Consider the following 24,350-nt stretch of genomic DNA (forward strand, 5'->3'; position numbering starts at 1 on the left):
GCGCGTTTGACAGAAATCGTGCGTACTCGTTTCGGCGCTAGTTGCCCTTGAGCCTGCCAGGGCCTAAATCAGAGGCCGAGTATTTCTACCATACAATTCAAGGAGGTCGTCCCCGATGCCGTTTACGCTTCCCGATCTGCCCTATCCCGCCGACGCCCTTGAGCCGCACATGTCGGCCAAGACCTTCAGCTTCCATCACGACAAGCACCATGCTGCCTATGTGAACACCCTCAACAAGCTGCTCGAAGGCAAGCCGCTTGAGGGTCAGCCGCTCGAGACGGTCATCCAGGAATCCTCCAAGGACCCGTCCATGACGCCGGTGTTCAACAACGCCGCCCAGGTGTGGAACCACACCTTCTTCTGGAACTGCATGAAGCCGAACGGCGGCGGCAAGCCGACGGGCGCCATCGCCGAGAAGATCGACGCCGACCTTGGCGGTTACGACGCCTTCGTCGAGCAGTTCAAGACGGCCGCCACCACCCAGTTCGGCTCCGGCTGGGCCTGGCTGGTGCTGGAGAACGGCAAGCTGAAGGTGGTGAAGACCGGCAACGCCGACCTGCCGATGGTCCACGGCCAGGTGGCGCTGCTCACCTGCGACGTGTGGGAACACGCCTACTACCTGGATTACCAGAACCGCCGCCCGGACTTCGTCCAGGCGTTCCTCGACCATCTGGTCAACTGGGACTTCGTGAACCAGAACCTGGCCTCGGCCTAAGGTTCCCGCAGGGTGCGCCACCCTGCTTGAAAGCCGCGCCAAGGGCGCGGCGCACGAAGCGCTAAAAAGCTAAAAAGAGGCCGCCGGTAACACCCCACCGGCGGCCTTTGCTTTCCGGGTGACAGAGCTGACCTGACGCCCGGAGACCAGCATCCCGAAACCTAGAAGGCCAGGCTGCCTATCATGCGGATTCCCCAGGGATCATCCTGCACGACGGCGCGTCCTGCCCCGGCGTTCTCAATGGCGTCGCTTCAGTTCGCAACATGGAGCGCAACAACGGCAACGGCAGCGATTGACAGCTCCGTCCCGATGCGCCGTTCAAGCGATTGCAGGTTCTTCCCCATGCTTGCCCCCCATACCGGAAGCTCGTCTTGGCTTCGCGGTCACTTCATCGCTGAATAGGCTCAGCTTACCGCGCTCACTTCGTCCGGTCAAACACCCCAACCAAGGGAGGGCAATCCCTACCCTCTCCCTCACCCGCAATGCCTCACGGGCTTTCCTTGCCAGCAACTCTCGCTAGATTCGGGACATGAGCGAAGACCACAGCTTTTCCCGCCGTATTCCGCCTGGCGATACCCTGCTCCGGCGCGTGTGCGATACCTGCGGTTTCGTTGACTACGAGAACCCCAAAATCGTGGTGGGCGCGGTCGTCCGCCAGGGCGAGCAGGTCCTGCTGTGCCGCCGCGCCATCGAGCCGCGCCACGGCTTCTGGACCATTCCCGCCGGCTTCATGGAACTGAACGAAACCGCCGAGGAAGGGGCCCGGCGCGAGGCGCGGGAGGAGGCCTGCGCCGATATCCGCATTACCGGTCTGCTGGCGGTCTATTCCATCCCGCGCATTTCGCAGGTCCAGCTCATTTACGTCGCCGAACTGACGGGCGGCTTCGCGCCCGGCCCCGAGAGCCTGGAGGTACGCCTGTTCGATTGGGACGACATTCCCTGGGACGAACTGGCCTTTCCCAGCGTTCATTGGGCGCTGCGCCACCGCCGCGAGGTGTGGGAGAAAACCGCCTGCGCGCCCTTTGTCAATCCGCCGGGGATGCTTGGCGACGCCTTCCCCGGATGTTAGCCTGACGTCGCAACTCCGCTGAGAGCGCCATGATCGACCCCGAGACTGACGGCATCGCCTCCTCCCTTACTCCCGAAGAGGCCGTGACCGCGCTTGACAGCCTGCACAGCGCGGCGGTTGAAGCCTTGCGCGAGGCCCTGGAGCGGTTCGTCGCCACCGGCACCCCGCCAACGCCGGAGGAGCGGCAGAACTTCTGCTATCCCCTGCTGCGCGTCACCTATTCGGGACGGGTCGCCCGCACACCGGGTCCGCGCGCCTATGCCAAGTTCCAGGCCCCAGGCGTCTATACCACCACCGTCACCCAGCCCGAGGCATTCCGCGCCTATCTGGTCGAACAGCTCACGTTGTTGGTGGAAGATTACGGCGCAAGCATCGAAGTCGGCCCCAGCCGGCAGGAGATCCCCTACCCCTTCGTGCTGGAGGGTGGGGACGAGCTCATGGCCGGCAGTATGCCGCCCGCCGAGCTGGCCCGCTGGTTCCCCACCACCGCGCTCGCCCAGGTGAGCGACGAGATCGCCGACGGCCTGTGGGATGCCCCGCCGGATGCGCCGCGCCCGCTGGCGCTGTTCGATGCGCTGCGGGTGGATTATTCGCTGAAGCGCCTCATCCACTACACCGGCACGAACTGGCGCGCCGTCCAGCCGTGGATTCTCTTCACCAACTACCACCGCTACGTGGACGAATTCATTCGCTGGGGCATTGCCCAGCTGACGCGGGAGGACGGGCCCTACTCCGCCCTCATCGCCTCGGGCGGGGTGCGGATCGAGCGCGGCGAAGTGCCGGAGAACGCCTTCGAGCGCATCGCCGCCGCGCCGTGGCGCAGGCACCAGATGCCTGCCTATCACCTCGTCACGCCGGACAACCAGGGCGTCAGCCTCGTCAACATCGGCGTCGGGCCTTCCAATGCCAAGACCATCACCGACCACCTGGCCGTGCTGCGCCCTCACTGCTGGCTGATGGTGGGGCATTGCGGCGGCCTGCGCGCTTCCCAGCGCATTGGCGATTATGTGCTAGCCCACGCCTATCTGCGGCTGGATCATATTCTGGACGACGCCGTGCCGCCGCACATCCCCCCTGCCCGCGCTCGCCGAAATCCAGACCGCACTGCAGGAGGCCGCCGCCACCGTCACCGGCGAGCATGGCGCCGAGCTGAAGCGACGCCTGCGAACCGGCACGGTCGTCACCAACGATGATCGCAACTGGGAACTGCGCTGGGCGCAGGAGCGGCGGCACATCAACCTCTCCCGCGCCATTGCCATCGACATGGAAAGCGGCACCATCGCCGCGCAAGGCTACCGCCTGCGCGTGCCCTATGGCACCTTGCTCTGCGTCTCCGACAAGCCGCTGCACGGCGAGATCAAGCTGCCCGGCAGCGCCAATGCCTTTTATGAACGGGCCATTGGCGAGCATCTGGCCATTGGCCTCAAAACCATCGGGCTGCTGCGCGGGGAGATGGGCGGCCTCCACTCCCGCAAGCTGCGGAGCTTCGATGAGCCGCCATTCCGCTGACCCCGCCTTTTCCTGATGGGTCCCGGCCTCGCCATTGCGGCACGCTGGTCCGTTTTATAGGCGGCACTCGGCAGCCACGAGGCGCGCCCGCGCGTTTTATTGCTTGTCGCAAGGAAAATGCGAGAGGCACATGCCCACCAGCCGCCGAACAGTCGTGTTCTTCCTTGGCATCGGCGGCGCAACCGTTGCTTCGCTGACGGCAGCCGGTTTCCTTTACCGGGCGGTTGATCGCGGCAGCTTTTCCGATCTGCAGGGCGGCGGGCCCTTCGAACCCTGGCGCGAGTGGCAGGAAGGACGCTTGCTCGACTCGGAAGGCGTGGCCCTGGCCGGCACGCTGGCAGCCTCCTCCCTCAACACCCAGCCCTGGCTGTTCCGGCTGGAAAGGCATGTTGTTGATCTCTACCTCAACCGGCGCAGCTATGCCCTGTTCATCGACCCTTACGACCGCGACGTGCTGCTGGGGCTGGGCTGCTGCATCGAGAACATGATGACGGCGGCCGAAGGCCTGGGCACTCCGGCCAGCCTTCGCTACTTTCCCAACCCTGACAACAGCGATCATGTGGCCCGCCTGACGCTGGGCACGGGCGCGCCCAACGAGACGCCCCGCTTTCTCGCCATTGCCAACCGCCACACCAATCGCAGCCGTTATCACCGCGATAGGATGCCGTCCGCCAGCATTCTTGCCACGCTCAAGCGCCTGTCCCCGAGCGGGCCTGCCAGCTTCAGGCTGTTTGCCGCCGAAAGCCCGGCCGGGCAGAGCTTCATTGAAGGCACGCTCGCCGCCACCGAGGAGTTTACGTCCGACCCCAGCATGATGACGGAGAGCTTCCGCTGGTTCCGCCAGACCATGGACCAGGTGAAGGCCGCGAGGGACGGCACCAGCTTTCTCAGCAGCGGGCTGACGGATCTGCAGGTGCGAACCGGCATCGCCCTGCCCGATATCAATATGAACAGCTACAGCCAGATGTGGCTCGAGACCACCCGCAATGACCAGATGCCCTACACGCCCATGTTCGGTCTCCTGTGCGTGGACGACCTCAGCAATCCGACCCATCTGCTGGAGGCGGGCCGGCTCCTTCAGCGGCTGCACCTGGAAGTGACAGCCCGCAACCTTGCGCTCCAGCCCCTCTCGCAAATGAACCGGATCGCGGACCGGGAGGAAGCGCGCGGCGGCCTGCCGGTCTTTCGCGAGCGCCTTGCCTCGCTGTCCGGCGGCCAGGGATACGTGGTGCTCGGCCTGCGCCTCGGATACCCGAAGCGGCCTGCCCGCATCTCGCCGCGCCGTCCTTTCCCGACCGTGCTGGTGCCGCGTCTGGGGCCACTGCGCCCCACTCATGTACATGGTGCTCCGCCGCCTTCCGGCCCCTCGAAAGCGCCCAACCCGCGCATGAATGGCCCTGTCTCCAACCCGCCGAAGAAGTAGCGCGCCCTGCGGCGCCCGCCGCCCTTCGCTGCGCCCCGGCCCGTTACAATCAGCATCCATAGTGCCGCATCCCGCCCCAGGGACTAGACAATCTCGGACTTTGGGCCCAGGGGTTGCCCCCGTTCACCGAACAGGCCAAGGCACGATGACAGACCACAGCACGAAGGATGCCGCCGAGCGCCCCCTCAAGCCCGCCCTGCTGCGCGGCTTCTTGGGCCGCTGTCCCGCCTGCGGCAAGGGCCGCCTGTTCGCCCGCTTCCTGAAGGCGACGCCCGCCTGCGCCTCCTGCGGCGCGGACATGACCCTCCATGCCGCCGACGATCTGCCGCCCTACCTCTCCATCATCGCCACCGGCCACGTGGTGGTGACGATCCTGCTGGAGGTGGAATCGGCCTTTCACCCGTCCATGGCCTTCCACATGATTACCTGGCCGCTGGTCACGCTCGTCATGGCGACCGCCCTCATCCAGCCCTTCAAGGGGGCGGTGATCGGCCTGCAATGGGCGTACCGGATGCACGGCTTCGGCAGCGGCGGGCAGCACCAGTAACGGCTGGCAACCCGCGCACCGGACTTTTCTCGCCCCCTTCCGCCTCGATGCGCTACAGTCGCGCGGGCAAGATAGGGAGGGGACCGATGCACGCAGCGACAACCGCCATCGCTTCAACCGCCGCCGAGGCGATCAAGATTCTTGCCTTCTGGCTGGGCGAGGTCCCCGCGCTTCGGCGCGCTGCCATTCCGCCAAGGCCCTGATGGGCCGGATTCGCTTTTAGACCCTCTCGCCTGGTTCCAAGACTCGCTCCGGGCGTTCTTTCCTTGAAAGCAGGGATGGTGCGGAGAGGGCGCATGCCCACCAGCCGACGGAATTTTATGCTCTTTCTGGGCGTAGGCGGTGCTACCATGGCAACCCTCACGGCGGCGGGTTTCGTCTACCGCGCCGTAGACCGCGGTAGTTTCTCCAATCTGCAGGACGGTCGGGCGTACGAGTCTTGGGTCGAGTGGCAGTTGGGGCGCGTGCACGGCATTGAGGCCGTGGCCCTGGCCGGCACGTTGGCCCCTTCCAACTTCAACACCCAGCCATGGCTGATACGGGTTTACGACAACACGATCGACCTGTTCTTCAACCACCACAGCTACACCGCGCTGCTTGACCCATTCAACCGGGTCGCGCTCATGGGCCTGGGCGCTTGCATCGAGAACATGGTCGTCGGCGCGCGGGGGCTGGGCCACCCCGCCTCCGTCACGCTGTTCCCCAACGGCCCCGCAGACGACACCGTAGCCCGCCTCAGCCTCGGCAGTGCCCCCCTGAGAAAACGCCCCACTTTCACGCCATTGCCCGGCGGCACACCAACCGCGGCGCCTATGATACACACCGCCTGCCTCCGCCGGAGGCGATCGCGGCCTTGCAAAGCCTCTCGCCTGGTGGCCCGGTTCGCCTTGACCTATTCGCCGCCGATACCAAAAAGAGCCAATATTTTGCCGAGGGCACCACTCTTGCGGCCCAGGCGGCCATGAACGAACCCGCCATGCTCGCCGAGCAGTTTCGCTGGTGTCGCCAGACCCTGGATCAGATACAGGCCACCATGGACGGCATCAGTTTCATCGCCACCGGCCTCACCGACCTACAGGTGCGCACGGCCATGGCCCTGCCGGAACTGGGCGAGGACGACTATGCCCGCTTTGCGCTGGACCAGATCGCCAACGTACAGATGCCCAACACCCCGTTGTTCGGCACAATCACGGTCAAGGACATCACCGATCCGGTCCAGCTGGTGGAAGCCGGGCGGCTGCTGCAACGGCTCCACCTCGAAGCCACCACGCGCGGCCTGGGCTTCCAGCCCATCTCTCAGTTGAACTGGATGGCGGATCGGGAGGAAGCACGGGGGACCACCGGGGAGTTTCGCCGTCGCACCGCGGCCTTGGCCCACGGCCCCGGCACCATGGCCATCGGCCTGCGCGTCGGCCACGCCCTCAGGCCGGCCCGCGCATCAGCCCGCCGCTCCCTGACCTATGTGCTGTTGCCCCGTGTCGGGTCGTTGCACACACCCCTGCCCCTACGATGACAAGCCGCCCAACCGCGCCCCACGCGGCCCGGTCGCCAACCGACCCGGCAGCGGCGGGCAGCACCAGTAACGGCTGGCAACCCGCGCGCCGGACTTTTCTCGCCCCCCTTCCGCCTCGATGCGCTACAGTCGCGCGGGCAAGATAGGGAGGGGACCAATGCACGCAGCGACAACCGCCATCGCTTCGACCGCCGCCGAGGCGATCGAGGTTCTTGCCTTCTGGCTGGGCGAGGTCCCGCCCGAGCGGCGCTTCGTCGTCGATGCGGCGCTGGACGCGCAAATCCGCCAGCGCTTCGGTGCACTGCACGAGCGGCTGTGCACGACCGTGCCGCAGGACTGGCGGCAAACGCCGGAGCGGCTGCTCGCCGCCATCATCGTGCTCGACCAGTTCTCCCGCAATCTCCACCGCGGCTCGCCGCGCACCTTCGCCTGCGATCCGGCGGCGCTGGCGCTCACCAAGGACGCCATCGAGCGCGGCTTTGACAAGCAGCTGCGCGGCGATCAGCTTCAGTTCCTCTACATGCCGCTGATGCACAGCGAGGACGCGGCGGATCAGGCCTTGTCGGTCGAGCTGTTCGCCACTATCGGCAACGACGAGGCTTACGACTACGCCCTCCAGCACAAGGCCATCATCGACCGCTTCAAGCGCTACCCCCACCGCAACGCCGTGCTGGGCCGGGAGTCGACACCGGAGGAAATCGAGTTTCTGAAACAGCCGGGGTCGAGTTTCTGATCCACCAAGGGGGTCTCAGACCCCCTTGGAACCCCCTTCCATTTTTATCGGAACGCGCCCTTTCCCCACGCACGGCCCTAAAACGAACGGGGTGCAGGGGACCGAGTCCCCTGCATAATGAAATAAACCTACAGCGCCTCCTGAACGTGAGGTTGATGCGGCATTGGCCGGTTGCCGGGTGCTCGCCTTCGCCCAAGGGCGCAACGCCATGGAAGGCGAGGCGGGAGGGGCCGCCCCACACGGTCACGTCCCCATGCTCCAGCCGCACGCGGCGGGTTTTGTCCGAACGGCTGAGGCCGCCGAACAGGAAGGTGGCCGGTAGGCCGAGGGAGACGGAGACGATGGGGTCGGTATAGCCCTTCTCGTCCTTGTCCTGATGCAAAGTCAGCCGCGCAGCCGGAGCGTAGCGGTTGATGAGGCACACATCGGTGTGGAAGTCGCGGAAGCCCGCAGCCGTGGCTGCCCGCCGCGCCAGACCAAGAAACAGCGGCGGCATGGGCGGCCAGGGATTGCCGGTCAGCGGGTCGAGCGGCTGGTAGCGATAGCCGCGCCTGTCCGACACCCAGCCCACATCGCCGCAGTTGGTCATGGCGACGGACATGCGAAAGCCGCCCGGCGTCTCCAGATGCCGGAAGGGAGCCGCCGCCGCAATCCGCTCCACCGCTTCCAGCAGCGCCGGGGCGTCGCCCAGCGCAAAGCCGCGCAGCACCACCGCCCCTTCGGCGAGCACCTCCGCCTTGCCTGCATCGGGCGAGCCCATCTCCGCGAACAGGTCCCCAATCACGCGCGCTCGCCTTTACCGTGCATCATGGAAGATCAGCCCGAGCACGTGCCGCTTGCCGGAGCGCATCTCGCTGACGCCATGGCGCATGGCCACGCGATAGTCCCCCCGGCTGCCCCGCACCGGGCGCTGGTTCACCGGAAACACTACCGCGTCGCCTGCGCGCAGCGGCACCACCATGGCGCGGCTCTGCATCCGGGGGCGCTGCTCGGTCAGCACGAATTCGCCGCCGGTGAAGTCCCGCCCCGGCTCGCTCAAAAGCACCGCCGCCTGCAGGGGAAACACCAGGTCGCCGTAGAGGTCCTGATGCAGGCAGTTGTAATCCCCCGGCCCATAGCGCAGCAGCAGGGGCGTGGGGCGCACTTGGCCCGCCGCATGGCAGCGGGCGAGATAGTCGGCGTGGCTTTCCGGAAACCGCGCCTCTTCCCCCAGCCGCTCAGCCCAGCGATTGGCGATACTGGCAAGCGGTGGATACAGCGCCTCCCGCAGCCCGGCGATGAGCGGCGGGTGCGGATAGGCGAAATACTGGTATTCGCCCCGCCCGAAGTTGTGCCGCGCCATCACAACCTTGCTGCGGAACAGATCCTCCCGGTCATACAGAGCCGCCACTTGCGCGCATTCGTCCGCCGTCAGCAGGGCGGGCAGGATGGCGTAACCCGCTGTGTCCAGCGCCTCGGCTACCGCCGCCCAGTCGATATCACGCCTCACTTCTTGCGCTCCCGCTCCAGCAGCGCCTGCTTGCGCGCCAGGCCCCAGCGGTAGCCCGCCAGCGCGCCGGTGCCGCGCACCGCCCGGTGGCAAGGAATGGCGACTGCCACGGTGTTCTTCGCGCACGCGCTCGCCACCGCCCGCACCGCCTTGGGCGCGCCCACCTTCTCTGCCAGTTGGGCGTAGCTCAGCGTCTCGCCCGGCGGGATGTCGCGCAAGGCTGCCCACACCTTCTGTTGCAGCGCCGTGCCGCGCACGTCGAGCGGGAGTGTTATGTTCGAGCCGGGCGCTTCCACCAGCCGCACCGCCTGCTCCACCAGCGCGGCGAAGTCCCCGTCCCCCTCCACGATCTGGGCCAGCGGAAACCGCTGGCGCAGCTCGGCAATCAGCGGCTCCGGTGCGTCGTCCAGCATCATGGAGCAGATGCCCCGCGCTGTCGCCGCCACCGACAAGAGCCCCAGCGAGCACGGCACGATGGCGTGGCGGATCACCTCTCCCTCCCCGCCTTTGCGGTAGCGCTTCGGCTCCATGCCCAGCATCCCCTCGGCCTTCGCGTAGAACCGGCTGCTGGAGCCGAACCCGGCCTCATAGAGCGCCCCCGTCACGCTATCGCTGGCGGACAGGTTTTCCCGCAGCCGCCGGGCGCGCGCCGCATCGGCGTAGGCCTTCGGCGTCACACCCGTCGTCTGCCGGAAGATGCGGTGGAAATGGAACGGGCTGAGGCCCGTCGTCGCGGCCAGCGCGTCGAGCGTCATCGGCTCCTCCGCCTCTTCCAGCATCCGGCAGGCCTTGGCGACAAGCTCCGCCCGCTCATCCGCCATCGGCATGGCATCCGGGCGGCAACGCAGGCAGGCGCGAAACCCCGCCCTTTCCGCCTCCTCCCGCGTCTCGACGAAAAACACGTTCTCCCGCAGCGGCTTGCGCGCCGTGCACGACGGGCGGCAGTAAATTCCGGTCGTCTTCACGCAGGTGAAGAACCGCCCGTCCATCGCCGCATCGCGCCGCAGCACGGCGTCCCACCGCGCGTCGTCATCAGTCATCAGGGTTTCCGGCGTTGCCATAACGTTCAACATGGCCTCGATCCTCTTCCTTGCCAATCGGCCGGAAGAATGGCGGATGCTATGCCTGCCCGCACCCCGCTCCTTGCTGTGGAATTTTTTTGGCTCAAGCTTTTGTTCTTGCAGAGGGTCTTGGACCCTCTGCACTCCCATTCATTTATCGGGCCGAGCCCGTTATGGGCCGTGACGCCAAGCTGGAATCTTTGAATGACAGGGCCGCGCCCGGCAGCAAACATCGCGCTTCACCGGCAGACAAGTGTGTTTTGAATGATTTTAAGGAGCGTTCGTGCAACCTGAACCAGCAAACGGAACGGCATCTGGGAACGCGGCCCGATAATGAAACCGGGGCACAGGGGACTGAATCCGTTCCCAGCCGCCGCGCTCCACCGGCTAACCAGAAAATCCTGAATGATTGTAAGGAGCGATTTCAGCGCTCAATCCAGCCTGCACGCGGCGGATGCCGGGCGCGGCCCTTCAAAAGGAAGGGGGTCCAGGACCCCTGCAAGAAATCCTGAAAAATTACGCCTTGGGCGTTTCCGCCTCTTTCCTGCTCTCTTCTGCCGCATAGCGGGTCATGATCGGCGCCTGGGTGATGGCGAACAGCATGGAGAGCGGCAGCACCGCCCATGCCTTGAACGTCACCCACGTGTCGGTGGAGACATTGCGCCACACCGCTTCGTTGAGCACGGCCATGACGAGGAAGAACCACGCCCAGTTGCGGGTGAGCAGCCGCCAGCCTTCGTCCTTCATCGCCGGGTAGGCGGCTTCCAGCACCGCCTTCAGCACCGGGCGGCCGGTAATCAGCCCGTAGAACAGGATGATGGCGAACATGGTGTAAAGGATGGTGGGCTTGATCTTGATGAACAGGTCGTTGTGCAGCCACAGCGTCAGGCCGCCGAACACCAGCACGATGGCGGCGTTGACCCACAGCATTTTCGGGATTTCGTGCAGCAGCACGCGCGAGGCGATCATGGAGCCGATCATCGCCGCCATGAAGGTGCCGGTTGCCCAGTAGATGCCGAGCCAGCTGTTCATGGCGAAGAAGACAAGCAGTGGCACGAAATCGATGGCGAGGCGCACCCACGGGTTCTTGGGGGCCTTATCGTCCACCAGCGGCACCGGCGTTGCTTCCGGGTCCGGCATCAGCATCGGGTCTTTCTGTTCGCGCGCCATGAATTACCCTTCCAGGCCCACCAGCGCCCGCGCAAAGTTGCGCGGCTCGAACGGGCGCAGGTCGCCGATCTTCTCACCGACGCCGATGGCATGGATCGGCAGCTTGAACTTCTCCGCCGCCGCCACCAGCACGCCGCCGCGCGCCGTACCGTCCAGCTTGGTCATCACGAGGCCGGTCACGCCCGCCACCTCGCGGAACACCTCGATCTGGTTGAGCGCGTTCTGGCCGGTCGTCGCGTCCAGCACCAGCAAGGTATCATGCGGCGCGTCCGGGTCCAGCTTGGCGATCACGCGGCGGATCTTCGCCAGTTCGTCCATCAGGTGGCTTTTGTTCTGGAGGCGGCCCGCCGTGTCAATGAGCAGCAGATCGTAGCCCTCCGCCTTCGCCTTTTCGAGCGCGCCGTAGGCCAGGCCCGCCGCGTCGCCGCCCACCTTGGTGGTGATAACCGGCGCGTCAATGCGGTTGCCCCACACCTGCAGCTGCTCCACCGCCGCCGCGCGGAAGGTATCGCCCGCCGCCAGCATCACCTTCAGCCCCTGCTCCTTGTAGAGCGCGGCCAGCTTGGCGATGGTGGTGGTCTTGCCCGAGCCGTTGACGCCAACAACCAGCACCACGTGGGGCTTCAGATCGCGCCGCACCTCCAGCGCTTTGGCAACGGGATCGAGCACCTCGACCACCGTGTCGGCCAGCACCTGGCGGACTTCCTCAGGGCTGATGTCCTTCTCGTAGCGCTCGCGGCGCAGACGGTCGCAGACTTCCGCAGCGGTCGCCACGCCAAGGTCGGAGGCGATCAGCCACTCTTCCAGGTTCTCCAGCGTCTCGGCGTCCAGCTTGGCCTTGGTGAACAGGCCCGTAATGCCGCCGGTCAGCTTCTCCGCCGACCGGGAAAGCCCTTGCCGCAGCCGGCCGAACCAGCCCTTCTTTTCGGTTACTTCTTCGCTCACGCAACCCTGCCTTGCAGATGATTTCCGCCCGTGCCTGTGGCCGTGCCCGTAATCTCCACCGTCACGATCGCGCCCGGCACGACGCTCTCCCCCTCAACCGTGAAACGCACCGGCGCGAAGGTCGGCGTGTGGCCCGCGGCCTCGCCTGCTTCCACGGTTTCCACCAGAACCTCGGCGCGCGTTCCGGTCAAACCCTTCAGATAGGCCGCAAGCCGCGCCTCGCCAAGCGCGCGCAGCCGGGCCGCGCGAGCCTTGCGGACGGCCTTGTCCACCGGCGGCATTTTTGCTGCGGGCGTGCCCTCCCGCTCCGAATAGGGGAAGACGTGCAGGTAGGTGAGGCCGCATTCGTCCACCAGCTTGAGCGTGTTCCCGAACATCTCCTCGGTTTCGGTCGGGAAACCGGCGATCAGGTCCGCGCCGAACGCCACCTCGGGCCGGGCGGCGCGAACGGTTTCGCAGAAACGGATGGCGTCATCGCGCAGGTGGCGGCGCTTCATCCGCTTGAGGATCATGTCATCGCCCGCCTGAAGCGAGAGATGCAGGTGCGGCATCAGCCGCGCCTCGCCGACGATGGCCTCCATCAGCGCCTCGTCCGCCTCGATCGAGTCGATGGAGGAAAGCCGCAGGCGCGGCAGGTCCGGCACCAGCTTCAAAATGCGCTGCACCAGGTTGCCGAGGCTCGGCTTGCCCGGCAGGTCGCCGCCGTAGGAAGTGATGTCGACGCCGGTCAGCACCACCTCATTGTAGCCCTTGTCCACCAGCCGCTTGATGCGCTCAACCGCCAGCCCGGCGGGAACGCTGCGGGAATTGCCCCGGCCGTAGGGAATGATGCAGAAGGTGCAGCGGTGATCGCAGCCGTTCTGGACCTCGACGAACGCGCGCGCCCGCTCGGCGAAGCCATCGATCAGGTGGCCCGCCGTCTCCTTCACGCTCATGATGTCGTTGACGCGCACGTACGCGTTGGAGCCGTCGTCGAAGCGGAAGTTCTTCGGGTCGAACTTCTCCATGTTGCCGAGCACGCGCGAGACCTCGCCCATGCCCGCGAAGGTTTCGGGCTCGATCTGCGCCGCGCAGCCGGTGACGATGATCTTCGCCTCCGGGTTCTCGCGCTTCATCTTGCGGATCTGCTGGCGCGCCTGCCGCACGGCCTCGGCCGTCACCGCGCAGGTGTTGACGACCACCAGGTTGGGGTCGCCGCTGGCATCGGCATGGGCCCGCATCGCCTCGGACTCGTAGGTGTTCAGCCGGCAGCCGAAGGTGACGATCTTTGCGCCCGTGCCCGAGACATGCGTCTCCGGCGCCGAAGTCTCGGCGTGGTCATGCTCGTGATGCCCTTTGTCAGGGGCACCACGCGCCTTGTGCAGATGGGGCTGAAGCGCGGTCATGGCGCGCTCCTTAACCTAAAATCGCGCTCTTGTCAGGCGTAGAGCGCCAGATCAACCTGTCCGGTGAACGCCGTGGCGACAGGACCGCCCATCAGGATGCGGTTGTCGTCCGTAATCTCGATGTTCAGCACCCCGCCCGGCAGGCGCACCGTCACCCGCCGCTCGGTCAGCCGCCGCCGCACCGCCGCCGCAACGGTCGCGCACGCGCCGGTGCCGCAGGCGAGCGTGAGCCCCGCGCCGCGCTCCCACACGCGCAGGCGGATCTCATTGCGCTCGTTCACCTGCGCGATGTTCACGTTGATCCGCTCCGGGAACAGCGGGTCCCGCTCGATCAGCGGGCCGAGGCGGCCCAGGTCCACCTTGTCTACGTTCTCGACGAAGAAGATGACGTGCGGGTTGCCCACGTTCACCGCCGAGGGCGTGCCCAGCAGCTCCCACCCCACCGGCATGGAGAGGGTGTCCATCGGCATGGACAGCGGAATCTCATCCCACCCATAGCGCGGCACGCCCATGTCGACCGTCGCCGTGCCGTCGCTCAGCGAAGCCTTCAACACCCCGACCTTGGTCTGCACCTCCACCCGATCGTTGCCCATCAGCGAGGCGACACAGCGCGTGGCGTTGCCGCAGGCCGAAACCTCGCTGCCGTCCGCGTTGTAAATCCGCATGAACACGTCCGCGCTCGAAGACGGCTCCATCACGATCAGCTGGTCGCAGCCGATGCCGGTCTGCCGATGGCTCAGCCGCCGCACCATGTCGGTGGTGAGCGGTAGCCCGCGCTCGCGCGCGTCGAAAATCACGAAATCATTGCCAAGGCCGTGCATCTTGCGGAACGGCCACAGGGAGGAAGCAGCGTGTGTCATGAGGCGCAGCTTTATGCCTCCGCTCGGCGACTGTCCAGACGGCGCACGCTGGGAAGGGTTGGGTAAGATCGTTGTTTTCTTGCAGGGGGCTTACCCCTTGCACCCCGGCCTTTCAGGGCCGCGTATCCGGCGTCTTCTGGATGTGGGGAATAGCGGGGCGGCAATCGCGCCACCTCTTTCTCCATGCCCTTTTCCCAACGCCCCCTCACCCCGCCGCTCGTTCCCTGCCTCGCTCTTGATTGTTGAATGATTTTAAGGAGCGTTTGCTCCGCTCGCATGGACAGCGCGGCCCAATTACCCATTCGGAGGTTAAGGGACGTGATTCCAGCGAGCACTGGACACGCAGCCAGAAAACGAAAGGGATCGCACGGGTCCAAGACCCCTGCAAACCAGCACAAGAAACCGCTAGGCTGCGCGCCATGAACATCATCCCGAACGCCACCTTCGCCGCCCTTGGCACCACTGTGTTCACCGTCATGTCGGCGCTCGCCAACGAGCATAACGCAGTGAACCTGGGGCAGGGCTTTCCGGATACGGACGGGCCGGAGGACGTGCGCGCCGTCGCCGCCCGCGCGCTGATGGAAGCCTCCAACCAGTATCCGCCCATGCGCGGCCTGCCCGCCCTGCGGCAGGCGGTAGCAAGGCATGAGGCGCGGTTCTATGGGCTGGAGGTGGACCCGGACCGGGGCGTGCTCGTCACCTCGGGCGCGACGGAGGCGCTGACCGCCTCCATCATGGCGTTCGTGAACCCCGGCGATGAGGTGATCCTCATTGAACCGGCGTATGACTCATACCTGCCCATCGTGCGGCAGGCGGGGGCGACGCCGCGCTTTCTGCGCCTTGAGCCGCCCCGCTGGCGGCTGGAGGAGGACCGGCTCGCCGCTCTCATCACGCCGAAAACCAAGCTGCTCATCCTCAACACGCCGCACAATCCGGTCGGCCGGGTGTTTTCGGAGGAAGAGCTGGAGATGGTCTCCCGCCTCACCTGCCACCATGGTTTCCTCGTGGTGTCGGACGAGGTCTACGAGCACATCGTGTTCGACGGCAAACGCCACCGCCCGCTCATCACCTTCCCCGGCATGGGGGAGCGCACGCTGAAGATCGCCTCGGCGGGCAAGACCTTCTCGCTCACCGGCTGGAAGGTGGGCATGGTGACGGCCGCGCCCGCGCTCATCGATCAGGTGGCCAAGGTCCACCAGTTCCTCACCTTCACCACCCCGCCCAACCTGCAGGCGGCCGTCGCCTACGGGCTGGGGAAGGAAGACGCCTACTTCGACGGCCTCATCGCTGACATGCAGGCCAAGCGGGATCGCCTGAGCGCGGGCCTTGCCCCGCTCGGCTTTAACGTCCTCCCCTCCGAGGGCACCTACTTCCTCACCTGTGACTACGCGAAGCTGTCGAGCGAGGATGACGTCACCTTCGCCAAGCGGCTGGTGGTAGAGGTGGGCGTTGCCACTATTCCCTTGAGCCCCTTCGTTGAGGGCGGCTGGCCCCACCGCCTCATCCGCTTCTGCTTCGCCAAGCAGGACGCGGTGCTGGAGGAGGGGCTGGCCCGCCTGCGCCGTTATTTCGGCACGTAAGGCCCGGCCCTACTCTTCCAGGTCAGCCTTGAGGCGACCCAGCATATCGACCGCGCGGGCCGCATAGGGGCCGATCCACCGGTCGTGAATCTGCTTGATGGGCAGCGGGTTGAGGTGGTTCCACCGCTCCCGCCCCTTGCGCTGGACGATCACCAGCTCCGCTTTCTCCAGCACCCTCAGATGCTGCATCACCGTGCAGCGGTCGAGCGCGGGAAAGCGCGCGCACAGATCACCCGTGGTCAGGGGTGAGTCTTTCAACGCATCCAGCATTTCCCGCCGCACCGGAGCCGCCAGGGCCTTGAAAACCGCGTCGTCCGTTCCGCCTCTTGACATGTTATATTTTTATAACACGATTGACCCGAAACCAAGGAGAAAGAGCATGGATCTATCCTTCAAGGTATCGGCGCGCATCGCCAAACCCGTGGCCGAGGTGTTCGAGGCCGTCGTCAATCCCGATCACCTGTCGCGCTATTTCACCACCGGCGGCGCCAAGGGGCGTATCGAGACCGGCGCCACCGTCTATTGGGACTTTCACGACTTCCCCGGCGCCTTCCCGGTGCATGTGATGGAAGTCGAGCCGGAGCGCCGCATTGTTTTACGGTGGGCCGCCACGGATTGCGCGGCCGAGGCGGGCGACGTGCAGGCCGGAGAAGCGCAGTCAGGCAGTTACGACACCACCGTCACCATGACCTTCGAGCCGCTGGACGGCGGCACGCGCACCCTCGTCTCCATTGCGGAGGCAGGCTGGCGGCAGACGCCGGAGGGACTTCAGGCATCCTACGGCAACTGTCAGGGCTGGATGCAGATGGCCTGCGCCATGAAGGCGTGGCTGGAGCACGGCATCAACCTGCGCGAGGGCATGTTCAAGTAAGGCGGACTGGCACACATTCGAGGGACGCCAGACGGCATCCGACGCGTCCAGCCGCCGCCCGGCCCTTCCCCCGCTGACAGGTTAGTCCCTGCGACGCCGCTCAAGCGATTGTCCGAAGCGGGCAGACGCGCTGCCGCTCCTGTCAGCCAGCCAGTCGGACTGGACCATGGGAACAGACGAGGCTAGGTCGTGCAAGAGCCCCATGGTCGTATGCCTTTGTAATTAAAGTAATTTAAAACAGGTGATCGGAAGCACAGGCCGCATATTCGACTATCAAACTGTTGCACCATCAGGGCGATGACTTATTCTGTCCTTACATCCAGATTGGTCATGCAAATGGCCTCCTTTCTACAAAGACCCCGCGGGTTCCTGTCCTGCGGGGTCTTCTCGTTCAGGCGCCGCCCGGAGCGTCAATTGGGCCCGGCCCAGGGCTTTCCCATCCCGCCCACATTGACTCCATGGGTAGAGAGGTGTATCGCCAGCAAGCTTCCAAAGAAGCGATATTGTTAGAAGCATCCACGGATGCCCGCCGGTCAGCGAGGTTTCGCCCACCGGCGCCATTCGTGTTTTGTGTACAAACGGCCCTGACCGGCAACGGACAAGGGCCAGACGGGGAACAGGCATGTTCGAGTCTCTGAGCGAACGGCTGGGATCAGTTTTCGACAAGCTGACGGGCCGTGGTGCGTTGAGCGAGGCGGACGTCAAGGAGGCGATGCGCGAGGTGCGCGTGGCGCTTCTGGAGGCGGACGTTGCCCTGCCCGTCGTGAAGGAATTCGTGGCGAAGGCCACCGAGCGCGCCGTCGGCCAGGAAGTCATCAAGTCGGTCAAGCCGGGCCAGATGGTCGTCAAGATCGTCAACGATGCCCTGGTCGAGATGCTGGGCGGCGAGGAAGCCGCCGAGGCCGGCAAGCTCAATGTCGACATCACCCCGCCCGCCGTCATCATGATGATCGGCCTCCAGGGCTCGGGTAAGACCACCTCCACCGCCAAGATCGCCCGCCGCCTTTCGACGCGCGAGCGCAAGAAGGTGCTGATGGCCTCGCTCGACGTGCAGCGCCCCGCCGCGCAGGAGCAGCTGCGGGTCCTCGGCGAGCAGATCGGCGTCGCCACCCTGCCGATCATCCCCGGCCAGATGCCGGTCGATATCACCAAGCGTGCGCTGCAGGCAGCAAAGCTTCAGGGCTTCGACGTGCTGATGCTCGACACCGCGGGCCGCCTGCACATCGATGCCCAGCTGATGGCGGAACTCGCCGCCGTGAAGGCGGAGGCCAAGCCGCAGGAATCGCTGCTGGTGGTCGATGCCCTCACCGGTCAGGACGCGGTGAATGTCGCCCGCCAGTTCACCGATCAGGTGGGCCTCTCCGGCGTTGTGCTCACCCGTATGGACGGCGACGGGCGCGGCGGCGCGGCGCTTTCCATGCGCGCGGTCACCGGCCAGCCGATCAAGTTCGTCGGCGTCGGCGAAAAGCTGGATGCGCTGGAAGAATTCAACCCCTCCCGCGTTGCCGGCCGCATCCTCGGCATGGGCGATGTCGTCAGCCTCGTTGAAAAGGCAGCCGAAGCGGTTGAGGCGGACGAGGTCGAAAAGCTCGCCAAGAAGATGGCGGCGGGCAAGTTCGACATGGATGACCTGCGGATGCAGTTCCGGCAGATGAAGCGCATCGGCGGCCTCAAGGGCGTGATGGGCCTGCTGCCGGGCCTCGGCAAGATGCAGAAGCAGGTGGACGCCGCGGGCGTCGATGACAAGGCGCTGAACCGGCTGGAGGCGATCATCCTCTCGATGACGCCGAAGGAGCGCGCCAACCCCGGCCTCATCAATGCCAAGCGCAAGATCCGCATTGCCAAGGGCTCCGGCACCACGGTGCAGGAGGTCAACAAGCTCCTGAAGATGCATCAGGACATGTCGACGGCGATGAAGAAGATCAAGAAGATGGGCGGCCTTGGCGCGCTGGCCGGCATGTTTGGCGGCAAGGGCGGCAAAGGCCTGCCGGGCGGTCTCGGCGGCATGCCGGGCGGCGACCTGCCAGGCGGGATGCCGCCGGGAATGCCGGGTGGCCTGCCGGGCGGGCTTCCCAGTGGGATGCCGGGTTTGGGCGGCCCCAAGCTTCCGCCGGGCTGGCAGAAGTTCGGCAAGAAATAAGGGAACAACCGCCGTCCGACCGGCCCCTGTCGCGGGAAGGACGGCGATCCGTGCCACGGCACGAAACGGAACACGACAGGCTCGTTACGTTAGGAAGGAAACTAACCAATGGCTCTTTCAATTCGTCTGGCGCGCGGCGGTGCCAAGAAGCGTCCGTACTACCGGATCGTGGTTGCCGACTCGCGCTCTCCGCGCGACGGCCGCTTCATCGAGAAGATCGGCACCTACAACCCGCTGCTGGCGAAGGACAATCCGGAGCGCGTGACGCTGGACGCCGAGAAGGCCAAGGAGTGGCTGGAAAAGGGCGCTCAGCCGACCGACCGCGTGCTGCGCTTCCTGGATGCCGCTGGCGTTGCCAAGCGCCCGGCCCGCAACAACCCGAAGAAGGCCGAGCCGGGTCAGAAGGCCAAGGAACGCGCTGAAGAGCGCGCCGAGAAGGCTGCCGCCGCCGCTGCGGCTGCCGCCGAGGCCGCTGGCGAAGGCACTGCCGAGTAAGCTTCAAGCTTATTCCCAAGCGGAGGTTTGCTGCATGGCCGTTCGTGACGATGCCCCCGAGAAGGGAACCCGCACCGCGCGAACGGCCGGCGGCGACACGGCCGCTGGAAAGACCATCCTCTTGGGGGGTCATCACCGGGCCGCAGGGCCTGCAGGGGGAGGTTCGCATCCGCCCCTACACCGATGACCCCAAGGGGCTGGAGCGTTACAAGACGCTTCATGCGGGCAAGCAGCTGCTCACCGTCTCCCGCGTCCGGGTTCAGCCCAACGGCGTTATTGCCCGGTTCAAGGAAATCACGGACCGCACCGCCGCCGAAGGCCTGCGCGGCCTTGAGCTTTCCATTCCCCGCGAGGCCCTGCCTCCGCCGGAGGAAGACGAATTTTACCAGATTGACCTGATCGGCATGACCGCCGTCTCGCCCGAGGGCGAGGTGATCGGCGAGGTCATCGCCATTCCCAACTACGGCTCAAGCGATCTTTTGGAAATCCGCACGACCAAGGGCAAGACCTGCCTCGTGCCGTTCATCGACGAAGCCGTGCCTGACGTCCTGCAGGACGAAGGCCGGATCGTGATTGACCCGGCCTTCCTCGCCTGACGCAACAGACTCGTCCTGCAAAGGGTATCGCGGATCAAGGCTCATGCCGGGCCGACCCGGATACCAAGTGAATGTTGCCAGATTAAAGCTGCGGCCCCTGTTCCGGACCCTGCTCTTCCTGCTCGCGCTGCTTCTCGCGCTTCTTCTCCGCCTTGCTCTTGCTGCGGGTGGTGCTGCCCTGCTCGGTGCCCTGGGTGGCCGAGCCGGACGCGGATGAGCCGGACTCAGTGGCCGTGCCCGCGCTGGGGTTCACGTCGCCATACGGATCGGTCGGCGAGGTGGTGCCCGGAGTTGTCGTGCCCGGCGTAGTGGTGTCCGGCATTGTGGTGCCCGGAGTCGTGCCCGGCGTGGTGGTATCCTGCGACGTCGTACCGGTGGAACCCGTGGTCTGGGCGTAGACAGCCCCAGAGGACAGCAGCAAGCCCGCGACACCAGCATAAAGCGCGGTTTTCAGCATAGTCATCATACTTCTCCATCATTGAAGCCTGGGAAGGAGGGTTGGCTGAGTGGAAGCCTGTTACCCAAGAGCAGAAACTGCGTACCCCCTCATTCGTCGCATCCGCACCGGACGGAACGCCGCTTGCGAGCGACCATCTGATGGATGGGCTTTCTGCGCCGACGAATGCATGAACGCTGTATGAACAAGGACTTACAGCCGTTCCACCTCCTTCACGGTTTTCCCGTTCCGGCAACGACCAATGCCGGGGCTGGCCAATGCCCGGCCGGGCCGCTAACACGAGACCGCCCGCTGAACACGAAGAGACCGATCCCATGCCATTTGCTGCCACCGTGCTGACCATCCTGCCGGACATGTTCCCCGGCCCCCTTGGCCACAGCCTGGCAGGCACCGCTCTTTCCAAGGGTTTGTGGGGCCTAAAAACGCTGGACATCCGGGAATTTGCGAGCGATAAGCACCGATCCGTCGACGACACGCCCGCTGGCGGAGGCCCCGGCATGGTCATGCGGGCCGATGTGGTGGGTCGTAGCGTCGAGGCAGCCATTGCAGAGCAGCCGGATGTTCCGGTGATCGCACCGACCCCTCGGGGCAAGCCTTTGACTCAGGAACGGGTCAAGGCCTTGAGTGAGGGGCCGGGTGCCATTTTGCTGTGTGGCCGGTTCGAGGGCATCGACGAGCGGGTGTTTGAGCACACGTTCAGCAACGGGGCCCGGATCGAGCAGGTTTCGATCGGAGACTATGTGCTCTCCGGCGGCGAGATGGCGGCAATGGTTATATTGGACTCGGTCGTCCGCCTGCTGCCCGGCGTCATGGGCGCGGCGGAAAGCGAGTCCGAAGAGAGTTTCAGTGTGGATGCCTCGTGGGACGGGCTCCTGGAGTATCCGCACTACACCCGACCACGGGAGTGGGAGGGGCGCACGATCCCGGAGGTGCTGCTCTCCGGAAATCATGCGCGGATCTCCGCCTGGCGAAGGGCGCAGGCGGAGGAGAGAACCCGGCTATGGCGGCCGGATCTCTGGGAGGCTTACGAGGCCCGCCGGGAGGCAACTCCCAAGGGCCAGACCCGCAAGGGCCGTTCGTAAAGCGCTTTTGGAGATCAGCACGGTCGCCCTCTGGCGAGCAGCTTGAGAAGGTAAGGACAGGACCATGAACCTGATCGAAAAGCTCGAACAAGAGCAGATTGCCAAGCTCACCGAGAGCAAGGCCGTTCCCCAGTTCCGCGCAGGCGACACCCTGCGCGTCGGCGTGCGCGTCAAGGAAGGCGAGCGCAGCCGCGTCCAGTATTTCGAGGGCATGTGCATTGCCCGCTCGAACAAGGGCCTGGGCTCCAGCTTCACCGTTCGCAAGATCTCCTTCGGTGAAGGTGTCGAGCGCGTGTTCCCGCTCTATGGCCCGGTGATCGATTCGATCGAAGTGGTCCGCCGTGGTGACGTGCGTCGCGCGAAGCTTTACTACCTGCGCCAGCGCTCGGGTAAGTCCGCGCGTATTGCCGAGCTTCGTGACAAACCGACAGCTGATACGGCAGCCGGCGGCGGCGAGGCCTAATTCCGCGAACCCGCGGATACAGGCAAAAAAGACAAAGAGCCGCGCCGGTGGAAATTCCACTGGCGCGGTTTTTCTTTGGGCTTTACCAGACAGAAAATATCACTGACGGCACTTTGAAGGACAGATCATGAGCGGTCCGCGTACCCTTTATGAAAAGATTTGGGACGATCATGTGGTGGAAACCCGGCCAGACGGCACCAGCCTCCTCTACATCGACCGTCACATCATCCACGAGGTAACGACCCCGCAGGCGTTCGAGGGCCTTCGCGCCGCTGGCCGCCGCGTGCGCCGCCCGGATCTTGTCCTTGCCGTGCCCGATCACAACGTGCCGACCACCACCCGCGTGGCGGACGGCCAGGTGCTGCCGATCAACGACCCGCAGTCTGCAACGCAGGTCGCGACCTTGCGCGCCAACTGCGCCGAGTTCGGCATCGAGCACATCGAGATGACGGCCGCCGAGCAGGGCATCGTCCACGTGGTCGGCCCGGAACAGGGCTTTACGCTCCCCGGCACCACCGTCGTCTGCGGCGACAGCCACACCTCCACCCACGGCGCGTTCGGCGCGTTGGCCTTCGGCATCGGCACGTCCGAGGTCGAGCATGTGCTGGCGACCCAAACCCTGCTCCTGAAGCGCTCCAAGCCGATGGAAGTGCGGGTGGAAGGCGCGCTTGGCTTCTCCATCACGCCGAAGGACGTGGCGCTGGCCATCAGCGGTGAGCTGGGCGCGGCGGGCGGCACCGGCTACGTGCTGGAATATACCGGCTCGACCATGCGCGACATGTCCATCGAAGGCCGCATGACCGTCTGCAACATGTCGATCGAAGCCGGGGCCCGCTCCGGCCTCGTCGCGCCGGATGAGAAGACCTTCGCCTACTTCCGCGACAAGCCCCGCGCCCCCAAGGGCGCGGAGTGGGAGCAGGCGGTGGCCTGGTGGCGCACCCTCCCCACCGACGCCGGGGCGCAGTACGCCCGCTCGGTGTTCATCGATGCGACCAAAATCGCCCCGCTCGTCACCTGGGGCACCAGCCCGGAGGACGTTGCCCCCATCACCGCCGTCGTGCCGTCTCCCGCCGACTTCGCCGAGCCCTCCAAGCAGGCGGCCGTTGCCAAGGCGCTGGAGTATCTGGGCCTCACCCCCGGCCAGCGGCTGGAGGATGTGGAGGTACAGCACGTCTTCATCGGCTCCTGCACCAACAGCCGCATCGAGGATCTGCGCGCCGCCGCCGCCGTGGTGAAGGGCCGGAAGGTCGCCGACACCATCCGGCAGGCGCTCATCGTTCCCGGCTCCGGCCTCGTGAAGCGCCAGGCGGAAGCCGAGGGGCTGGACCGCATCTTCATGGAAGCAGGCTTTGAATGGCGCGAGCCCGGCTGCTCCATGTGCCTGGCCATGAACCCGGACAAGGTCCCGGCGGGCGAGCGCTGCGCCTCCACCTCCAACCGCAACTTCGTCGGCCGTCAGGGCCCCGGCGCGCGCACCCACCTGCTCTCGCCCGCGATGGCGGCAGCCGCGGCCGTCACCGGCCACCTCACCGACGTGCGCCAGCTGGTCGGCTAAGGATAAGGAGTGTAATCCATGCAGGCATTCCAACTGCTCACCGGCACGGCCATTCCCTTCGGCCAGCGCAACGTGGATACGGACGTCATCATCCCGGCGCGCCATCTCAAGTCCATCACCCGCTCCGGCCTCGGCAAGTGGGCGTTCGAGACCATCCGCTTGCGCGAGGACGGCACCGAGAACCCGGACGCCCTCTTCAATCAGGAGCGCTACCGTGGCGCGCCCATTCTGATTGCGGGTGACAACTTCGGCTGCGGCTCCTCCCGCGAGCACGCGGCCTGGGCGCTGGGCGACATGGGGGTCAAAGCCATCATCGCCCCCTCCTACTCCGACATCTTCTCCGGCAACGCCTTCAAGAACGGCATCCTCGCCGTGGTGCTGCCGCAGGAGGCCGTCGACCGGCTGCTGGACGTGGCCAAGGAGACCGAAATCACCATCGATCTGGAAAACCAGGTGGTGACCACGCCCTTCCAGGACCGCTTCCCGTTCGAGATCGACCCGTTCCGCAAGCACTGCCTGCTGAACGGGCTCGACGAGATCGGCATCACCCTCCAGATGGCCGACAAAATCACCGCCTACGAAGCAACCCAGAAAACCGGCAAACCGTGGCTTGCCGGCAAGGCGGCCTGAGCGAACGTAACTTAGCCTTCGGCTCGGCTGCGCCCCGTTTGCGGAGGCAAACAAGCGGAAGG

At 65.7% G+C, this 24,350-nt stretch carries 25 protein-coding genes and 1 pseudogene; 17 read left to right on the forward strand and 9 right to left on the reverse strand.

All coding sequences use genetic code 11. From position 1 onward, the window contains the following. The first annotated feature begins 115 nt into the window (after positions 1 to 115). From L0C21_RS12535 to L0C21_RS12570, 8 genes and pseudogenes are all read left to right on the forward strand, one after another. Positions 116 to 715, forward strand: coding sequence for a superoxide dismutase (locus L0C21_RS12535; RefSeq protein ID WP_259278675.1), 600 nt, complete (start codon positions 116 to 118; stop codon positions 713 to 715). A 529-nt stretch (positions 716 to 1,244) separates the two neighbouring features. Then, positions 1,245 to 1,784, forward strand: coding sequence for an NUDIX hydrolase (locus tag L0C21_RS12540; protein ID WP_259278676.1), 540 nt, complete (start codon positions 1,245 to 1,247; stop codon positions 1,782 to 1,784). Positions 1,785 to 1,813: 29 nt separating this feature from the next. After that, a pseudogene (locus L0C21_RS12545) lies at positions 1,814 to 3,293 on the forward strand (AMP nucleosidase). 130 nt (positions 3,294 to 3,423) lie between these two features. Continuing rightward, positions 3,424 to 4,716: a nitroreductase family protein gene (locus L0C21_RS12550; RefSeq protein ID WP_259278677.1), complete on the forward strand. Its 1,293-nt coding sequence runs from the start codon at positions 3,424 to 3,426 to the stop codon at positions 4,714 to 4,716. A 145-nt stretch (positions 4,717 to 4,861) separates the two neighbouring features. Next, complete coding sequence (locus L0C21_RS12555) at positions 4,862 to 5,263, forward strand: DUF983 domain-containing protein (RefSeq protein WP_259278678.1); 402 nt, start codon at positions 4,862 to 4,864, stop codon at positions 5,261 to 5,263. A 350-nt stretch (positions 5,264 to 5,613) separates the two neighbouring features. Next, positions 5,614 to 6,228 (forward strand): hypothetical protein, encoded by a 615-nt coding sequence (locus L0C21_RS12560; protein WP_259278679.1) that lies wholly within the window; start codon positions 5,614 to 5,616, stop codon positions 6,226 to 6,228. Further along, on the forward strand, positions 6,225 to 6,776 hold the full coding sequence (locus tag L0C21_RS12565; RefSeq protein WP_259278680.1) for a hypothetical protein: 552 nt from the start codon (positions 6,225 to 6,227) through the stop codon (positions 6,774 to 6,776). Before L0C21_RS12560 ends, L0C21_RS12565 begins: the two co-directional genes overlap by 4 nt. 157 nt (positions 6,777 to 6,933) lie before the next feature. Next, positions 6,934 to 7,509, forward strand: coding sequence for a DUF924 family protein (locus L0C21_RS12570; RefSeq protein WP_259278681.1), 576 nt, complete (start codon positions 6,934 to 6,936; stop codon positions 7,507 to 7,509). Here the strand turns inward: L0C21_RS12570 and alkB are convergent. The 7 genes from alkB to dapF all read right to left on the reverse strand — a co-directional run bounded on the left by alkB (position 7,418) and on the right by dapF (position 14,419). Beyond that, positions 7,418 to 8,293, reverse strand: coding sequence for a DNA oxidative demethylase AlkB (alkB, locus tag L0C21_RS12575; protein ID WP_259278682.1), 876 nt, complete (start codon positions 8,291 to 8,293; stop codon positions 7,418 to 7,420). The two genes, L0C21_RS12570 and alkB, sit on opposite strands and share 92 nt — an antisense overlap. A 12-nt stretch (positions 8,294 to 8,305) precedes the next feature. After that, positions 8,306 to 8,998, reverse strand: a complete 693-nt coding sequence (locus tag L0C21_RS12580) for a 2OG-Fe(II) oxygenase (RefSeq protein WP_259278683.1) — start codon at positions 8,996 to 8,998, stop codon at positions 8,306 to 8,308. Beyond that, the gene (gene ada, locus L0C21_RS12585; protein ID WP_259278684.1) at positions 8,995 to 10,071 is read right to left on the reverse strand and encodes a bifunctional DNA-binding transcriptional regulator/O6-methylguanine-DNA methyltransferase Ada; all 1,077 of its coding nucleotides are present in this window, start codon (positions 10,069 to 10,071) and stop codon (positions 8,995 to 8,997) included. The genes L0C21_RS12580 and ada overlap by 4 nt, the downstream gene beginning before the upstream one ends. A 504-nt stretch (positions 10,072 to 10,575) precedes the next feature. Continuing rightward, on the reverse strand, positions 10,576 to 11,229 hold the full coding sequence (locus L0C21_RS12590; protein ID WP_259278685.1) for a septation protein A: 654 nt from the start codon (positions 11,227 to 11,229) through the stop codon (positions 10,576 to 10,578). Positions 11,230 to 11,232: 3 nt separating this feature from the next. Continuing rightward, entirely contained in the window at positions 11,233 to 12,174 is a 942-nt protein-coding gene (gene ftsY / locus L0C21_RS12595; RefSeq protein WP_259278686.1) for a signal recognition particle-docking protein FtsY, read from the reverse strand. After that, positions 12,171 to 13,559: a tRNA (N(6)-L-threonylcarbamoyladenosine(37)-C(2))-methylthiotransferase MtaB gene (gene mtaB, locus L0C21_RS12600; RefSeq protein ID WP_259278687.1), complete on the reverse strand. Its 1,389-nt coding sequence runs from the start codon at positions 13,557 to 13,559 to the stop codon at positions 12,171 to 12,173. Before mtaB ends, ftsY begins: the two co-directional genes overlap by 4 nt. Positions 13,560 to 13,591: 32 nt before the next feature. Next, a complete protein-coding gene (gene dapF / locus L0C21_RS12605; RefSeq protein ID WP_259278688.1) occupies positions 13,592 to 14,419 on the reverse strand; it encodes a diaminopimelate epimerase in 828 nt (275 codons plus the stop codon). Positions 14,420 to 14,838: 419 nt separating this feature from the next. Here dapF and L0C21_RS12610 point away from each other — a divergent pair, with 419 nt between their 5' ends. Beyond that, a complete protein-coding gene (locus L0C21_RS12610; RefSeq protein WP_259278689.1) occupies positions 14,839 to 15,999 on the forward strand; it encodes an aminotransferase in 1,161 nt (386 codons plus the stop codon). Between the two features lie 9 nt (positions 16,000 to 16,008). On the opposite strand, the gene L0C21_RS12615 is transcribed toward L0C21_RS12610, so the two are convergent. Beyond that, complete coding sequence (locus L0C21_RS12615; protein WP_259278690.1) at positions 16,009 to 16,332, reverse strand: ArsR/SmtB family transcription factor; 324 nt, start codon at positions 16,330 to 16,332, stop codon at positions 16,009 to 16,011. Between the two features lie 46 nt (positions 16,333 to 16,378). Between L0C21_RS12615 and L0C21_RS12620 the strand changes: the two genes are divergently transcribed. From L0C21_RS12620 to rimM, 4 genes are all read left to right on the forward strand, one after another. Continuing rightward, positions 16,379 to 16,870, forward strand: coding sequence for an SRPBCC family protein (locus tag L0C21_RS12620; RefSeq protein WP_259278691.1), 492 nt, complete (start codon positions 16,379 to 16,381; stop codon positions 16,868 to 16,870). Positions 16,871 to 17,492: 622 nt separating this feature from the next. Next, positions 17,493 to 19,010, forward strand: coding sequence for a signal recognition particle protein (gene ffh / locus L0C21_RS12625; RefSeq protein WP_259278692.1), 1,518 nt, complete (start codon positions 17,493 to 17,495; stop codon positions 19,008 to 19,010). A gap of 108 nt (positions 19,011 to 19,118) precedes the next feature. Further along, positions 19,119 to 19,505, forward strand: coding sequence for a 30S ribosomal protein S16 (rpsP, locus tag L0C21_RS12630; protein ID WP_259278693.1), 387 nt, complete (start codon positions 19,119 to 19,121; stop codon positions 19,503 to 19,505). A 50-nt stretch (positions 19,506 to 19,555) separates the two neighbouring features. Next, positions 19,556 to 20,101, forward strand: a complete 546-nt coding sequence (gene rimM / locus L0C21_RS12635) for a ribosome maturation factor RimM (protein ID WP_259278882.1) — start codon at positions 19,556 to 19,558, stop codon at positions 20,099 to 20,101. An 82-nt stretch (positions 20,102 to 20,183) separates the two neighbouring features. Here the strand turns inward: rimM and L0C21_RS12640 are convergent, their stop codons facing one another. Next, complete coding sequence (locus tag L0C21_RS12640; protein WP_259278694.1) at positions 20,184 to 20,567, reverse strand: hypothetical protein; 384 nt, start codon at positions 20,565 to 20,567, stop codon at positions 20,184 to 20,186. Between the two features lie 305 nt (positions 20,568 to 20,872). On the opposite strand from L0C21_RS12640, the gene trmD reads away from it, so the two are divergent. From trmD to leuD, 4 genes are all read left to right on the forward strand, one after another. Beyond that, a complete protein-coding gene (trmD, locus tag L0C21_RS12645; RefSeq protein WP_259278695.1) occupies positions 20,873 to 21,640 on the forward strand; it encodes a tRNA (guanosine(37)-N1)-methyltransferase TrmD in 768 nt (255 codons plus the stop codon). A 64-nt stretch (positions 21,641 to 21,704) separates the two neighbouring features. Next, on the forward strand, positions 21,705 to 22,103 hold the full coding sequence (gene rplS / locus L0C21_RS12650; RefSeq protein ID WP_259278696.1) for a 50S ribosomal protein L19: 399 nt from the start codon (positions 21,705 to 21,707) through the stop codon (positions 22,101 to 22,103). A gap of 127 nt (positions 22,104 to 22,230) precedes the next feature. Further along, on the forward strand, positions 22,231 to 23,658 hold the full coding sequence (leuC, locus tag L0C21_RS12655) for a 3-isopropylmalate dehydratase large subunit (protein WP_259278697.1): 1,428 nt from the start codon (positions 22,231 to 22,233) through the stop codon (positions 23,656 to 23,658). Positions 23,659 to 23,676: 18 nt separating this feature from the next. Beyond that, positions 23,677 to 24,288, forward strand: coding sequence for a 3-isopropylmalate dehydratase small subunit (gene leuD, locus L0C21_RS12660; RefSeq protein ID WP_259278698.1), 612 nt, complete (start codon positions 23,677 to 23,679; stop codon positions 24,286 to 24,288). The last annotated feature ends 62 nt before the right edge of the window (positions 24,289 to 24,350 follow it).

The sequence above is a fragment of the Pedomonas mirosovicensis genome (assembly GCF_022569295.1).
GTDB classification, from domain to species: domain Bacteria; phylum Pseudomonadota; class Alphaproteobacteria; order Sphingomonadales; family Sphingomonadaceae; genus Pedomonas; species Pedomonas mirosovicensis.

What these genes read in the sequence shown, in the direction of transcription:
- mtaB (WP_259278687.1), bottom strand. Translation starts at nt 13,559, where the DNA reads ATGACCGCGCTTCAGCCCCATCTGCACAAGGCGCGTGGTGCCCCTGAC.
- ada (WP_259278684.1), bottom strand. Translation starts at nt 10,071, where the DNA reads ATGTTGAACGTTATGGCAACGCCGGAAACCCTGATGACTGATGACGAC.
- L0C21_RS12540 (WP_259278676.1), top strand. Translation starts at nt 1,245, where the DNA reads ATGAGCGAAGACCACAGCTTTTCCCGCCGTATTCCGCCTGGCGATACC.
- L0C21_RS12590 (WP_259278685.1), bottom strand. Translation starts at nt 11,229, where the DNA reads ATGGCGCGCGAACAGAAAGACCCGATGCTGATGCCGGACCCGGAAGCA.
- leuC (WP_259278697.1), top strand. Translation starts at nt 22,231, where the DNA reads ATGAGCGGTCCGCGTACCCTTTATGAAAAGATTTGGGACGATCATGTG.
- L0C21_RS12535 (WP_259278675.1), top strand. Translation starts at nt 116, where the DNA reads ATGCCGTTTACGCTTCCCGATCTGCCCTATCCCGCCGACGCCCTTGAG.
- L0C21_RS12550 (WP_259278677.1), top strand. Translation starts at nt 3,424, where the DNA reads ATGCCCACCAGCCGCCGAACAGTCGTGTTCTTCCTTGGCATCGGCGGC.
- leuD (WP_259278698.1), top strand. Translation starts at nt 23,677, where the DNA reads ATGCAGGCATTCCAACTGCTCACCGGCACGGCCATTCCCTTCGGCCAG.
- L0C21_RS12560 (WP_259278679.1), top strand. Translation starts at nt 5,614, where the DNA reads ATGGCAACCCTCACGGCGGCGGGTTTCGTCTACCGCGCCGTAGACCGC.
- trmD (WP_259278695.1), top strand. Translation starts at nt 20,873, where the DNA reads ATGCCATTTGCTGCCACCGTGCTGACCATCCTGCCGGACATGTTCCCC.
- rplS (WP_259278696.1), top strand. Translation starts at nt 21,705, where the DNA reads ATGAACCTGATCGAAAAGCTCGAACAAGAGCAGATTGCCAAGCTCACC.
- L0C21_RS12610 (WP_259278689.1), top strand. Translation starts at nt 14,839, where the DNA reads ATGAACATCATCCCGAACGCCACCTTCGCCGCCCTTGGCACCACTGTG.
- rimM (WP_259278882.1), top strand. Translation starts at nt 19,556, where the DNA reads ATGCCCCCGAGAAGGGAACCCGCACCGCGCGAACGGCCGGCGGCGACA.
- ffh (WP_259278692.1), top strand. Translation starts at nt 17,493, where the DNA reads ATGTTCGAGTCTCTGAGCGAACGGCTGGGATCAGTTTTCGACAAGCTG.
- L0C21_RS12565 (WP_259278680.1), top strand. Translation starts at nt 6,225, where the DNA reads ATGAACGAACCCGCCATGCTCGCCGAGCAGTTTCGCTGGTGTCGCCAG.
- dapF (WP_259278688.1), bottom strand. Translation starts at nt 14,419, where the DNA reads ATGACACACGCTGCTTCCTCCCTGTGGCCGTTCCGCAAGATGCACGGC.
- L0C21_RS12615 (WP_259278690.1), bottom strand. Translation starts at nt 16,332, where the DNA reads ATGTCAAGAGGCGGAACGGACGACGCGGTTTTCAAGGCCCTGGCGGCT.
- L0C21_RS12620 (WP_259278691.1), top strand. Translation starts at nt 16,379, where the DNA reads ATGGATCTATCCTTCAAGGTATCGGCGCGCATCGCCAAACCCGTGGCC.
- L0C21_RS12555 (WP_259278678.1), top strand. Translation starts at nt 4,862, where the DNA reads ATGACAGACCACAGCACGAAGGATGCCGCCGAGCGCCCCCTCAAGCCC.
- L0C21_RS12570 (WP_259278681.1), top strand. Translation starts at nt 6,934, where the DNA reads ATGCACGCAGCGACAACCGCCATCGCTTCGACCGCCGCCGAGGCGATC.
- rpsP (WP_259278693.1), top strand. Translation starts at nt 19,119, where the DNA reads ATGGCTCTTTCAATTCGTCTGGCGCGCGGCGGTGCCAAGAAGCGTCCG.
- L0C21_RS12640 (WP_259278694.1), bottom strand. Translation starts at nt 20,567, where the DNA reads ATGATGACTATGCTGAAAACCGCGCTTTATGCTGGTGTCGCGGGCTTG.